Below are 14290 nucleotides of genomic sequence, written 5' to 3'. Positions count from 1 at the left end.
AGACGATTGTTTAAATCGCATCATATAAAAATAACTACTTCTCTCTTACCAAAACTCACGACATCTCATAAATAATCTAACGATATTTCGTTAATATACGAATAAACATAATACTTTAGTATTTAAATTTTATTTATAACTACTTGATTTATAGTTTTTTAAAATATATGGCATAGCATATGCTTAAAACAAGGCAACAAAATGTTTAACAATTTAAAAAACTAAAAAAATGATTACAACAGCAAACATTAAAAACGGAGTAAATGTAGATCAGCTAGTAGATACTATTGGTCACATTCAAGAGCAACCTGAATTAGCAAAATTCGAATTCAGAGCAAAAAACAATTGGATAGATGGAGGTCATTGTGCTTCTAGCATCAAAAGTTTTTATGGTGCAGGTCAAGAAGATACTACACGTCAGGAAACATTCACTTTAGAGTGTAGCCACCCAAATGTATTATTAGGAGAAGACGAAGCTCCAACGCCACCAGAAGTCGTTTTACATGCTTTGGCTTCTTGTTTAACAGGTGCCATGGTGTATCATGCAGCTGCTAACGGAATTGATATTCAAGGTGCAGAGTCTACAGTAAAAGGTACAGCAGATTTACATGGCTTTTTAGGATTGGATCCTGAAGTAAGAACAGGTTTTGATGGTGTTACTGTATCTTTAAAAGTAAAATCAGATGCCACTGCAGAGCAACTAGAAAACCTAGCCAAATTCTCTCCAGTATTCGATATCATTACTAATCCAACTCCAGTAAAAATCGAGATCATAAAGTAAATCCAAAAAAAAATGGCTACTCGAATGATAAATAGAGTAGCCATTTTTATCATCACTTCAAAAAACATAAAAACAACACTCCTAAAATGAAATCCAAAAATTACATAACAGTTACAGGTAATGAAGTGGTAGCTAAAATAGCTTACCAAACCAATGAGGTTTGTGCCATCTACCCTATTACACCTGCATCTGAAATGGGTGAATTGGTCGAACAATGGAGTGCAGAAAACAAACAAAACATATTTGGAAGTGTTCCAACAGTATTCGAAATGCAAAGTGAAGCAGGAGTTGCAGGCTCAATGCATGGAGCATTACAAACAGGATCACTCTCAACAACATTTACAGCATCACAAGGATTGTTGCTCATGATGCCAAATATGTATAAGATTGCTGGCGAGTTAACTCCAAATGTCATTCATGTGGCTACAAGAAGCATTGCAACACATGCACTTTCTGTTTTTAATGACCATAGTGATATTATGGCAGTAAGAAGTACTGGTTATGCTATGTTGGGAGCAGCATCTGTTCAGGAAGCCCAGGATTTTGCATTGATTTCGCAAGCAGCAACTCTAAAATCTAGAATTCCTTTCGTGCATTTTTTTGATGGCTTCAGAACATCTCACGAAACATCGAAAATTGAGGCTGTTTCTGAAAATGTTCTTCAAGAAATGATGGATATTGAAACGGTATACGAACATAATAATAGAGCTCTTAATCCTAATGATCCTATTATACGAGGCACATCTCAAACATCAGATGTATTCTTTCAAAGTCGCGAAGCTATCAATTCATTTTACGATGCATGTCCTGACATCGTACAAAATACCATGGATAAATTTTATGAACTTACTGGAAGACAATATAAGCTCTTTGACTATGTTGGACATCCAGAAACTGAACGTTTGATTATTTCAATGGCATCTTCAACAGAAACTATTGAAGAAACCATAAATCAACTCATTATAAAAGGCGAAAAAGTTGGTTTAGTCAAAGTACGTTTGTTCAGACCATTCAGTGTCAAACATCTTGTACAATCAATACCGTTAACTGTTAGATCTATAGCGGTTTTAGATCGTACCAAAGAACCTGGTGCATCAGCTGAACCATTGTATCTAGATGTTGTGCAATCGCTTTCTGAAGCTTTTCAGAATAAAGAAATTAAAACGCTACCAAGAATTGTTGGTGGACGATATGGATTATCGTCCAAAGAATTTACACCTTCAATGGTAAAGGCTGTGTTCAAAAATTTGCAACTGCCAAAACCAAAAAACAACTTCACTATAGGCATTCATGATGATGTTACAAACTTAAGCTTGTCTTACAACAAAAATGACAATTTATACACCGAAACTTATCAAGCTTTATTTTATCAATCAAAAATAGATAAAAATGGGTTACCAAAATTAATCGGCAATACCAAAAATAAATATGTGCAATCTTTTACAGAGTGCAACTACAACAAATCAGACTCTACAAGCATTGTGCATCTACGTATTGGTAACAATCCAATAAATGCACCATATTTAATAACGAATGCTGACTTTATCGCTTGCCAAAATGTTCACTTCACTCAAAATGACAATCTTTTAAACAACATCAAACCAGAAGGCACACTTTTGGTTAATTCTTCACTTTCTCCTTCCGCATTTTGGCAATCGCTTTCAGCAGAAATACAAGAAAAAGTAATTCAAAAAAACATTGCGGTTTATATTGTAAATCTAGACAACTTAAAATCAAGCTATGAATTAAAAAGCCATATGATCACTCCATTGGAAGCTTGTTTTTTAATGTTCAAAAACAATAAAATATATGAGTCTTTCAAGAGAATAAAGAATCAAATCCATAAAGTTAATACAGTAATACAAACTAACTATAAATCACTTGAAAAGGATACGGCTTTTTCAGAAACGCTTCTTGGAAAACTATTAGCTAACCAAGGTAATGATATTGCAGTTAGCGAATTGCCAGTCGATGGTACGTACCCAACAGATACATCCAAATTCAACCAGTTAAATCATACAACCCTAATTCCAAAATGGGAAGCTGATCTATGTACCCAATGTGGTGCTTGTAGTATGGCTTGTCCACAAAGTGCCTTGAGAATTAAAGTTTTTGATGATTCTTATTTTGAATCTATGCCAGAACATTTTGAGATTCTGGCTTCAGAAGATTTCGATTTAATGAACTACACTATTCAAATTAACCCAGAACAATGCAATAGTTGTAACAATTGTATAGATGCTTGTCCTGTCAAAGCGCTAACAATGATCAATAAGATGCCTGTTAAAGAAGAAACAAAAGAAAACTGGGACTTTTTTGAAACCATTCCTGAATTTGATAGAACAAAAATCAATAGCAATAAATTAAGTCAACAACAGTTACAAGAGCCTTTATTCAAATATCCATTAGCTGATATAGGTTGTGGTGAAACACCTTACATAAAGTTGCTATCTCAATTATTTGGAGACAGATTAATAGTAGCCAATGCAACAGGTTCAAGTTCTATTTTTGGTGGAGCTTTACCTACAACACCTTGGGCAAAGAATAAGGATGGTCGAGGTCCAGTATGGTCAAACTCTTTGTTTGAAGACAACGCAGAATTTGGTTTGGGATTTAGATTATCTATTGATAATAAAGTACAACAAGCAAAAAGATTGCTAGAAAACCTGTTACCACATTTAGATTTCAACTTGGTATATGATGTATGCAATGCAAGCCAAAAAAGCGAAATAGAAATATTAGAACAGCGAAAAAGAGTTGATCAATTGAAAGAACAGTTAAATACAATCGCATCTAACGAGGCTAAACAACTATTACAAATCATAGACAACATTGTTAAAAAAAGTGTTTGGATTGTAGGCGGCGATGGTTGGGCTTATGATATAGGTTTTGGTGGTCTAGATCATGTTATGGCTTCTGGAGAAAATGTAAACATCCTCATATTGGATAACGAGGTATATGACAATACAGGTGGTCAAGCTTCTAAAGCAACACCTTTTGGAGCACATGGTAAATTTAGTTTTGGAGGTAAACAAAAACAAAAAAAGGATCTTGACAAAATGGCCATGACCTACAATAATGTCTACGTAGCTTCTGTAGCCATTGGTGCCAACCAGGAGCAAACCTTAAAAGCCTTTACAGAAGCAGAGAGCTTTAATGGTCCTTCTGTGATCATTGCATATTGTCATAGTGAAAAACATGGTATAGATATGGAAAGACCAAGCCAGTACCACAAGGCTGCTGTAAACTCTGGCCAATGGTTATTGTACAGGAACGACCCAAGAAAACCGAAAGCTTTTCAAATGGACAGTGAAGCGCCAAGCATTTCGGTTGGGGCATATTTAAAGCTCCAGAAAAGGTTTGACAAGCTAACATCCAAAAACTCAAAGGATGAATTGCAAAACATACAAAGCAAAATAGACAGCAGATATTCAGAGTATGTGTCTTTTACAACAACTGAATCTAAAGATATACTCAATGTTTAAAATGAAAAGGCTTATCATATTCATAGCAATCATAGTTTCGGCAAAAGGCTTCTCTCAAGAAACATATGTACAAAGTAATGCCGTCCAAATAACCGATGAAAAATCATTTAACGAAACTTTGAGTCTAAATCAAATTCTGAATTTGAAATGGAAACACGATTTAAGCACTCATAATTTCAGCCCAAAACGGAATGAAAAATTTATAACTGGTAAAGTCAATGCGTATCATTTCGCTGTCTTTGAAAAAGATATTTTAATCACCGAAGTAGTCGATTTGAAAGTTGAATTCCATATGGATAAATACAATAACAAAATGGCACTTTTAAATGTTCATATTCCACTGAAATTCATACAATAAAACTCACGAAATGTCATAAAAAATACTAACGATATATCGTTATTTCACGACATTTAGAATATCAATTCAATTCAAAATAAAACATAACTATTTGTGCTACAATAACTTAATAATATGGCATGACAAGTGTATACATATTACCAACAAATTAATATTTAAAAAACTAAAGAAAATGATAGCATTAAATTTAAACTACCTGAACAAGATCTTAAAAGAGAAAACACCTCAAGACATTATAGCTTGGGCATCAATGCTATCCAACAAAAAAATAATAACTACAAGTTTTGGAAGCCATTCAGCAGTATTGCTTCATGCCATAACTCAAAAAGATCAGGACATAGATGTGGTTTGGTGTGATACAGGATATAACACGCAAGAAACCTACGCACACGCTCAAAACCTTATCCACAAATTAAAATTGAATATTGATATCTATAAACCGCTACAAAGCAAGACGGTTACTGATACAGTGTTGTCATTACCAAAATTAGAAGGATATGAATATGATAAATTCAAAGACATTGTTAAGCTAGAGCCTTTCAGAAGAGCCTTAAAAACACACAATCCAGAAGTATGGTTTACAAACATAAGATCTGGACAAACCAAACACAGAGATGCGTTGGATATTTTAAGCTATAGTAAAGATGGCATATTAAAGGTAAGCCCTTTTTACTACGCATCAGATCAAGATTTAGACAAGTATTTAGAAAAATATGGTCTGCCGAAAAACGAAACTTATTTCGATATCACTAAAGTATTAAAACACAGAGAATGTGGCATTCACTTTCAATAAACATAATTAATAACCAATAAAACAGGAAAAACATGAAAACAATCAACGACAATTCTAGAAGACAATTTTTAGGTGCCTTGGCGCTTGGAGCTACAGCAAGTACATTATCTGTTCTTGCAAACCCATTATTTGCAAACGTTCCATCTTTTGAAAAGAAAAAAATGAGTGAAGCAGAAGATTGGTTCAAGAACATTAAAGGCTCACATCGTATTGCTTACGATGGTTCTACACCGCATGCCGGTTTACCAATATTGTGGAATTGGGCATTCTATTTAACCAATAATGAAACTGGCAGTCCAGATAGTGACATTACAGCATTAACAGTGTTAAGGCACAAAGCTATTCCATTGGCTTTGGAAGATAGACTTTGGAAAAAGTACAACCTTGGGGAATTCTTCAATGTTAAAGATTACACCAAAGAATTTGCGGTTCGCAATCCATACAACGAACCAAAAGATGGTGATTACCCAATTAATGGCCCAGGAGGTATTAAGAGCCTGCAAGAACGTGGTGCTATGTTCTGTGTTTGTAATTTGGCATTAAACGTTTATAGTGGCTTCATTGCTCAAGGTATGTCATTGGATGCAACGGAAGTTTATAATGACTTTTTATCAGGTGTGCTTCCTGGAGTACAAGTAGTACCTTCTGGTGTTTGGGCTTTAGGCAGAGCACAAGAAAATGGTTGTGGTTATATTTTCGCAGGAGAATAAAATCAATTATATTTAAATATGAAATTTAAAACAATTTATATAATCGTATTAGTCTTTGCGAGTAGTTTGGTCTACTCGCAGGCTAATATTAACACGCAAAGTGGTCTATTACAGCATGTCATAATGATTAAATGGACAGACAATGCAGACAAAACTGCAATAAATGAAGTCTTGTCATTGTTCAATAATCTTCCAGATAAAATAGATGGGTTTGAACGTCTTGACGTGCATAAGGTGGTTCAATCTTCAGGTGATTTTGAGATTGTCATAGTTATGCAGTTTGTCTCACAAGAAGCATTAGATCGGTATCAAGTACACCCAGACCATTCTCGTATCAAAGACATTGGAACTCCTCTTCTATCTAATTTTGCAGAGGTGGATTATTGGAAAGATTAATGTTTGAATAAATTTGTTTAGGATTGAAGTCCCGCCCAAACTTTAAATAAAAGGCTGTGATTATTATAGAATGTATTTTTTTATTAAAAATTTTGTAATAACATATTAAAATGAATCAACGAGCCAAACTCCTTTATGGTCAAACTTGTTCATATTAGGTAAAGCTTGAGTACATTCTTCAAGAGAAATATTTTTTTCTATAAGTTTTTCAGGATGTAGCTTTCCTTTCTTAATCATTTCCAACAATTCAGGATATTTATATGCTTGCATTCCGTGGCTACCTATTATTTCTAATTCATTGGCTAAAACTTTATCCATGGGAACTTTGGCATGACAATGATCTCCTGTCATTAAACCTACCTGAATATGCCTGCCTCTTTTTCTTAAATTGGCAATGGAGTTAAAACATGTTGTAGCACTGCCAAGTGCATCCACAGACACATGAGCACCGCCTTTGGTCAATGATTTAACTTGTTCAACTATATGTGGATTATTAAATGCATTAATGGTAGCTGTTGCACCTAATTTTGTAGCTAAATTCAAAGTCTCATCATTAATATCTATAGCAATTACTTGAGCTCCCAAGGCATGGGCAATCATTATGGCAGATAAACCTACCCCTCCGCAACCATGTATTGCTACAAATTCACCTCCTAAAACTTTTCCTTGTGCAACTATTGCTCTATAAGAAGTAATAAAACGGCAGCCCAAGAGAGCAGCGGTTTTAAAACTTATTTCTTCAGGTAACTTTACCAAGTTAGTATCTGCGTAATCTACAGCAACATATTCGGCAAATGAACCCCAATGAGTAAACCCAGGCTGTGATTGATTGTCACAAACTTGATGATTGCCCGATAAACATTGACCACAACTACCACATCCACATACAAAAGGTACAGTAACTCTGTCTCCTATTCTAAAATTTCTGACATTTTTCCCCACGGATTCAACTATTCCGGAAAATTCATGTCCAGGAACATGAGGCAATTTTATATCTTGATCATGACCCATCCAACCATGCCAATCACTGCGACACAATCCAGTAGCTTTAACTGAAATAACAACTCCATATTCTTTAGGTGTCCTTTCGCTTACATTCTTTAGAGTTATTGGACCTTGAAATGATTCATAAATTACAGCTTTCATATTTAATTTATTAAATTGACCTATATCAAGTACTTAAAAAAAATTAATTTAAAACTAGTCATTTACTTTCCATTAATGCAATGAAATCAGGTTCTTTTTGTAAACTATAAAAATCTGGATCGTGTATGAGGTAATTATAATTTCTAAAACCATTATCTATTGCTTTTTTCAGGTTCTCAATAGCGGTTGCTTTTTCACCTATTAATGCATAAAAACAAGCGGCATTATAAATAATAATTGGGTCATTGGAGTTTTGTTCAATTCCTTTTTGCATTTCTTTTTTTGCTTCCTCCAATTGACCAAGCCGTTTCAATGTGAAGGCATAAAATTGGTGAGCACGAGAATCATCAGGGTGATGCAACAAATAGTTGGGATAAAATAATGCCGCTCGTTCAATAGTTTTCTGTAGATTTTTTTCATCATGTAGCGTTTCGTAAGCCATCTGTAAATCACCATAAACAGTATGGAAATTGTTATTAAGATCTAATGCCTTGCTGAAATCATTTACGGCTTCAGAATCTCTATCAGTCAATCTGTATAATCGCCCTCTGACCCAATAGGCAAAAAAATTGTCGGGATCTAATGAAATTGCCTTTTCAACGGATAAGAACGCTTCATTTAATAAGTTTTTGTTATAATAAACCAGACCAAGTGAACTATATGCTTCAGAAGAATTTGGATTATAGATTATTGCTTTCATGGATGATTCTTCTGCTTTAGCAAGCCAATCAGGGTTTCTGTCATGAGTTTCATATAACAACCCACAAGCTTCACTCATACCGGCATAAGCAGCATCATATTTTGGATCTAAATTTATTGCTTTTTGAAAAAGCTCTACAGCTAAAAGAAGATATCTCTTTGTATATCTAAACAAAAATTCACGAGCTCTTAAGTTTGCATCATGAGCATCTATATTCATCGTTGCTTTTTTACATAGTGCTATCTTTTCCTTTTGGCTTAACTTTAACTGCAATGACTTTACAATCTTTTTAGATACTTTCTCCTGAATGTCAAAAACATCTACTAACTTGCCTCGATAAATTTTGGCCCATAGCTCTGAATCCTTTTCTAAATCAATTAATTCTACAGATATTCTCAATTCGTTGTTATGCTTACGTACTGTTCCTTGCAACAGGTATCTCGCTTTTAGTTCACGACCCAATGATAAAATATCTAATTCTGAATTTTTATATTGCATTGAAGTAGTTCTTGAAGCGATATCTAGCTGTTTGATTCCAGATAAACGGATAATGATTTCCTCGGTCAACCCATCGCTAAAATAATTACTATCAATATCAGAACCAATGTTCTTAAATGGTAAGACAACTAATTTCTTATTATTGATTTGTAGTTGATGGTCAAAACCTTTTGTTTTTATTTTTTCGATCTTCATGCTTTGGGTTTTTTCAATTCCTTTGGGAGAGAACTTATATACCCAAGCAAAAATTAAACTTATTGGGAAGCCAATGATCAATACAAAAATTAAAGATTTCATAAAATAAGTAGGTAAATTGAAAGCAGGAAAAACAATAGAAGAAACTTGAGCTATTAACCATGCAATTACCAAATAGGTTATTGCCGCTCTGAAAATATTGCGTTTTTTAAGCTCCGATATGTAGTTCTTAAAATTCAATTTAACTCTTACAAATACTTCCTGATACAATTAAACCATGAAAATATACTTTAGATTAAAACCTAAAGATTTATTCTCAAAATCAAAGATTTAACCGTAATATTTTTTCATAATTCTTAATGGGATCTTTTAAAAATTAATTTTATAAGATAGCCATATCACTAATTGCGGGCAATGAGGAATATCAGTTTTGTATAAGACCTGTGAGAAGCTTTTCCTTATTTGGAAGGGCTTTTTTTATTTGAACAATTGAACTTTAAAAATGATTTTTTTTACTTGTTGTAAAAGGGTGCAATAATTTTTTGAGGAATATTAAAATTTAATTAAGAAAATACAATTCGTTATCCTTGAAATTTAGGACTGTTTTCTGATATGATAAGAATCTATAGCCCAATAAACCATCCAACATATCCACCTTGTGTGCACCACCAAACAGATTACCAAAAACAAAGTCCATTTCATAAGGTCTCTCTTTTATCTGTATATCCTTCATCGAAACTTTAATAACATCTACATAGTTGTTTTCTGCACCTCCTAATTTATCCTTTCGCACATTGCTATAACTATTTTTGAGTTCTTTCTCCCATTTTGTTTCTAACATATTACCTTGAGCACCACAATCTATTCCTAATTTGATTTCTTGTTTTCCTATTTTGGCTTGAAGTACAGGAATATGATAAGCCATAGATAGTGGAACTATTTGATTGGATTTAATATTATATGCTTTTTTTACTAAACTTGAATTTTGCCATAATATCAATTGGCTATGATTATAATCAAACTCAATAATAAAATTCTTTAATAGACCATAGCCAATCGTTCCTGCAAATTCATCAATTTTGGTTCGCTTTCCTAAATGATCCAAATTAGAAACTACAGCTTTAATGTTATTGAAGATTAATTTATTCCAAGTAAAACTTTCAATCATTACCTCACCGGCATCACCAACCTCACCTGATACGCCAAGAGGTTTTTTTGATAGTTTGGTAGTATCATAACTACTATATTGGGAGTTTAGCATTAGATTGTCTGAAGTACCACTATCAACAATGAAATTGCCTTTTTTTCCATTAACTATGGCCTCTACAACAATATGGCCAGTTTCTGTCAACCAAAACGGCATTATTATTTTTTCATCGTTTTTGAAAGGGTTATTATTCTCATTTTCATTTGAAGAACTGCCAGTAGCTCCATGGCCCTGAAGTGCAATTTTTGCAATATCTGCCTGTATAATATTATAATTGGAGTCAAGAATTATTTTTCTGTCTGACACTCCATTTTTAGAATAGATCTTGGTGTCTAAATAAATTTTATTCTTATCATTTTTAGAGCCTATTACAACCAGAGAATCTATAATAGGGTATTGATTCATCACCTGTGTTAAAATATTGATAGACATTGGACGTTCAATTCCCTGATAGTTAAAATCTTCTGCCAAATGATCTGATATTGCAGAAAAGTCTTTATTATTAAATGCAAATTTTAATTTTTCAAGGGTTTGAGAAACTGAAAGTTCTTGTGAGTGTGATAATGTAAACAATAACATTAAGGCGAAAATTAAACCAAATTTTGTTTTCATGACATAGGATTTTAAATTTTGCCCAAATATATTTCGTTGGAAATGAATCTGCGACTCAACCTAATGGATGAGACCAATTATTTTTGAGACTATTACTCTGAATTTTTTTTTCTATATTCAGAAGGAGTACAGTTTTCAAATTTTTTAAAAACCCTATTGAAAGTTGCCTTAGAATTAAACCCAGCTTCAAAGGCAATTCCCAAAATAGAATAATTTTTAAACTCCTCGTCTAGCATTAGTTTTTTTATTTTCTCCACTCGATAACGATTTAAGTAATCATAGAAGTTTAAATCTGATTTGGTATTTATTATTTGAGATAATTTGTTCGGAGTTACATCTATTTGATTTGCTAATTGACTCAAATCCAATTCTGGATCTAGAAAGGGTTCCTTCGATTGCATTGTATATTCTAGTTTATCCCATATGTCATCAGCGTCTTCGTCAAGAATTTTTGATTTTTTATATTTTTCACCGACTATTTTAGGAATATCTGTATTTAGAATATTTTCCTTAAAACCAAAATAACTAATGAGATATACAAAGCCTGTTAATGATAAAAATATAAATGAATTTATTTTTATTTGATTCTGATGATCAATTAAATCTGGAAGCAACAGTGAGAAAAGAGATGATAGCCAAATTACCCCAACGAAGATAATCAAAACTCTAACCCATAATGTGTTATTAGACCCTAATTTACTATCTAGAAGAGTTCTTCTAAAACTTATAATTATATAAACTGGAAGCGATATTAAAAAGAAACTATTAAATAGGTTTACATTATCAAAAAAACCTACAAATGAATTATTTACTTCATTTAGTTGCGTATGGATCGGTGCATTGTATTTGATAATTTGGTAAACAAAAAAAGAAATAAATGGAATAACATGTAAAAAATGGATTGGTTTTAGCCTGCTTTTTTGGTTTGTTTTGGTAATCACATAAATGAAAAGAAGTGGGCCCTGTAAAAAAGGGAAAGCAACATTAATCATGGACAAGTAAACATTAAAAATTATCTGTTCATGCATCAAATAATAGATAAGGGTATGCAAGCCAATTAAAAAAAGCCAAACAAGTAAAACGTAATCAGAGGGTTGTTTGTTCTTTTTTATTCCAATTATAAGACTTGAAAAGAACCAGGATTGTATTGTAGTCAGTAGTAATAATAAATACATTTAAATAACCCACTTATTAAAATTATTCTTTCAAAATAGTTATACTTTATCAATTTTTAAGAATAAGCAATATAAATTAATTCAGTTAGAATTGCCATATTCTTAGCGAAGTGCATTGCTTCTAATAATTTTTTTCCCTTCCTTTTTCTTTCCAAAATTGATGAATGGTAAATGAGGCTATAATTAAGAATATGGAAAGTCCAATGATCCCTATGATCATCAAATATCCAAATGCGAGTGAAAAGCCACCAAAAATAAGGAGAATACCACTTATTCTAACCATGATCTTTGGGGCAATTAAACCTTTTCTCGTAGAATACTCCTCATAAATTTCAGTATTTATTAAGTGACTTATACCGTTTAGAATAAAAAAAACACCTAATAAAATTAAAAGAACGGTCTTTATCATTGAATAATATATATTAATAACGGAATATCTAAATCTACAAATTAATTGATAAATAATCTGTTTGAAAGATATAAACAGTTACTTGAATTTAAATATAAATCATAAACTTAATGAACTAAACTGATGACAAACAAAATGATACATTAGTCATAAAAATGTGATAAAATAATTTAAAATAGTTGGCAATATGTATAGTAAATAATGAAGAAGGAACTGCAACAATTTTTATAGTAAAGAATTAAATTGTTTTTGAAACAAACGAAATGTCTGATAAATGTGTTTCGAGCCCAGTTCAGACCACAAATAAATGTTTTGCTTTTCTTTTTCTTAACTGAAAATTAAGATGCTTTTTGTTTTAGTTATTTACATTTATCCATTTATCAAAAAATAGTTTGAGTAAATAATAAAGAATATTATTCTCTTTAACTGATTAATTTGTTTTTTGAATTAATTATTAGTACTTTCATAAATACTAAATTATTTGATTAATAGCACTTTATTATAAACTGTGCACTCCTATTTAAAATAAATAGTGCACCCTCAAATTTAAATCTTTCCTACTTAAGGGACCAATTGGTTTAGATATTTCTTATTAATTCCATAGTGTCTAGTTATAAGGTTGAATTGTTATTTAATTAGGTACCATGAAAAACAATTACCTTCTTTCTGTTTTCCTTTTCTTTTTGTCTTTGGCAAGTAATACCATTTATGCTCAAAATGAATCAGGAATTTACGAGAGTTATGCCATTCTTAACAGTAATGGAGGTGGTAATATCTACTTTGATTTACAAGCCGCTACTGCAAATACTGATTTTGATGGAGCAAACTTGGGAACATTTACCCCTTCAGGTACCTTAATCTTAAATGGTGCCCAAAACAAAACCTATAAATGTGGGGCCGATAATATATTGAATGGATGGTTATATTATAGAATTTATGAGCAAAGTTCTGTCCCTCCTGGTTTCATTTCTACTCCTATTTTTTTTAATTCAGACATTGGTAATGGAAATCATGGTGGATGCATCAGTGCCTTGCAACAAATTTGGGAGTCAAGTGGTGCTGGCATTGATGTTCTTAATGGATTAGGATCGGGTGATTATTATTTGGAAGTTTATACAACAGCTGATTTTGATTTTACAAATGATGACATATTTGATGGAACTCATTATGCAAATAATGATCCTGATGGAGGTGGTCCGACATCTCCAAATAATTATAAGGCAGTTTTTAGAGTAGACAACCCTCCAACAGCAGCTTGCCAAAATATAATTGTGCAACTTGATGGATCTGGTAATGCCACAATTTCTGCAGCTGACATTGATAACGGAAGTACAGATGATTTTGATGACCCACCAAATTTAAGTATTGATATCAATTCATTTAGCTGTTTGAATGTTGGATCACTAGTGACCGTAACTTTAACGGCAACAGATTCTTTGGGTCAAACCGATACTTGTATGGCTCAAGTGACTGTTGAAGATAATGTAAACCCGACAATTACTTGTTTGGGAAACCAGACTAGAAGTGCAGATCCAGGGCAATGCTATTATACAGTTTCTGGAACCGAGTTCGACCCTATCTCATATAATGACAATTGTAGTGTGGCCTCCATTGTAAATGATTTTAATGGTCTTTCCACTTTGGCTGGAGCACAGATCCCAGATGGAACACCCATAGAATGGACTGTGACCGATACCTCTGGCAACTATGTAGGCTGTATTCGAATGGTTACGGTAACTGACAATGAAGCGCCTGTCGCCAACTGCCCAACGCCAAACGCTTCATACAATGCCGATGCGGGCCAGTGCGACGCGACGTTGTCCTT

At 32.8% G+C, this 14290-nt stretch carries 11 protein-coding genes and 1 pseudogene; 7 read left to right on the top strand and 5 right to left on the bottom strand.

The genetic code is table 11. The annotated features are described in order from the left end of the window. The first annotated feature begins 229 nt into the window (after positions 1–229). The 6 genes from AAFP94_RS13315 to AAFP94_RS13290 all read left to right on the top strand — a co-directional run bounded on the left by AAFP94_RS13315 (position 230) and on the right by AAFP94_RS13290 (position 6523). Complete coding sequence (locus tag AAFP94_RS13315) at positions 230–781, top strand: OsmC family protein (protein WP_316663357.1); 552 nt, start codon at positions 230–232, stop codon at positions 779–781. Between the two features lie 86 nt (positions 782–867). Continuing rightward, the gene (locus tag AAFP94_RS13310; RefSeq protein WP_316663359.1) at positions 868–4266 is read left to right on the top strand and encodes a 4Fe-4S binding protein; all 3399 of its coding nucleotides are present in this window, start codon (positions 868–870) and stop codon (positions 4264–4266) included. Position 4267: 1 nt separating this feature from the next. Further along, positions 4268–4624, top strand: a complete 357-nt coding sequence (locus tag AAFP94_RS13305; protein WP_316663361.1) for a hypothetical protein — start codon at positions 4268–4270, stop codon at positions 4622–4624. Between the two features lie 172 nt (positions 4625–4796). Then, entirely contained in the window at positions 4797–5417 is a 621-nt protein-coding gene (locus tag AAFP94_RS13300) for a phosphoadenosine phosphosulfate reductase domain-containing protein (RefSeq protein ID WP_316663363.1), read from the top strand. A gap of 32 nt (positions 5418–5449) precedes the next feature. Continuing rightward, positions 5450–6127, top strand: coding sequence for a Tat (twin-arginine translocation) pathway signal sequence containing protein (locus AAFP94_RS13295; RefSeq protein ID WP_316663365.1), 678 nt, complete (start codon positions 5450–5452; stop codon positions 6125–6127). 18 nt (positions 6128–6145) lie between these two features. After that, entirely contained in the window at positions 6146–6523 is a 378-nt protein-coding gene (locus AAFP94_RS13290) for a Dabb family protein (RefSeq protein WP_316663367.1), read from the top strand. Between the two features lie 105 nt (positions 6524–6628). Here AAFP94_RS13290 and AAFP94_RS13285 read toward each other — a convergent pair whose 3' ends face one another. From AAFP94_RS13285 to AAFP94_RS13265, 5 genes are all read right to left on the bottom strand, one after another. Further along, the gene (locus AAFP94_RS13285; protein ID WP_316663369.1) at positions 6629–7669 is read right to left on the bottom strand and encodes a zinc-dependent alcohol dehydrogenase family protein; all 1041 of its coding nucleotides are present in this window, start codon (positions 7667–7669) and stop codon (positions 6629–6631) included. 58 nt (positions 7670–7727) lie between these two features. Next, positions 7728–9164 carry a TPR end-of-group domain-containing protein gene (locus tag AAFP94_RS13280; RefSeq protein ID WP_409628807.1) on the bottom strand — a complete coding sequence of 479 codons (1437 nt, stop codon included), beginning with the start codon at positions 9162–9164 and terminating at the stop codon, positions 7728–7730. 457 nt (positions 9165–9621) lie between these two features. After that, complete coding sequence (locus AAFP94_RS13275) at positions 9622–10881, bottom strand: pepsin/retropepsin-like aspartic protease family protein (RefSeq protein ID WP_316663371.1); 1260 nt, start codon at positions 10879–10881, stop codon at positions 9622–9624. Positions 10882–10973: 92 nt separating this feature from the next. Continuing rightward, positions 10974–11909 carry a helix-turn-helix domain-containing protein gene (locus tag AAFP94_RS13270; protein WP_316663373.1) on the bottom strand — a complete coding sequence of 312 codons (936 nt, stop codon included), beginning with the start codon at positions 11907–11909 and terminating at the stop codon, positions 10974–10976. Positions 11910–12177: 268 nt separating this feature from the next. Continuing rightward, positions 12178–12465 (bottom strand): DoxX family protein, encoded by a 288-nt coding sequence (locus AAFP94_RS13265; protein ID WP_316663374.1) that lies wholly within the window; start codon positions 12463–12465, stop codon positions 12178–12180. 644 nt (positions 12466–13109) lie between these two features. Between AAFP94_RS13265 and AAFP94_RS13260 the strand changes: the two are divergent. After that, a pseudogene (locus AAFP94_RS13260) lies at positions 13110–14290 on the top strand (hypothetical protein); the annotation flags it as partial.

Origin of the sequence: Gilvirhabdus luticola (assembly GCF_040117515.1) — a bacterium.
Lineage (GTDB): Bacteria > Bacteroidota > Bacteroidia > Flavobacteriales > Flavobacteriaceae > Gilvirhabdus > Gilvirhabdus luticola.
Note: the sequence above shows the minus strand (reverse complement) of the source record. Positions and strands in the feature narration are given on the sequence as shown.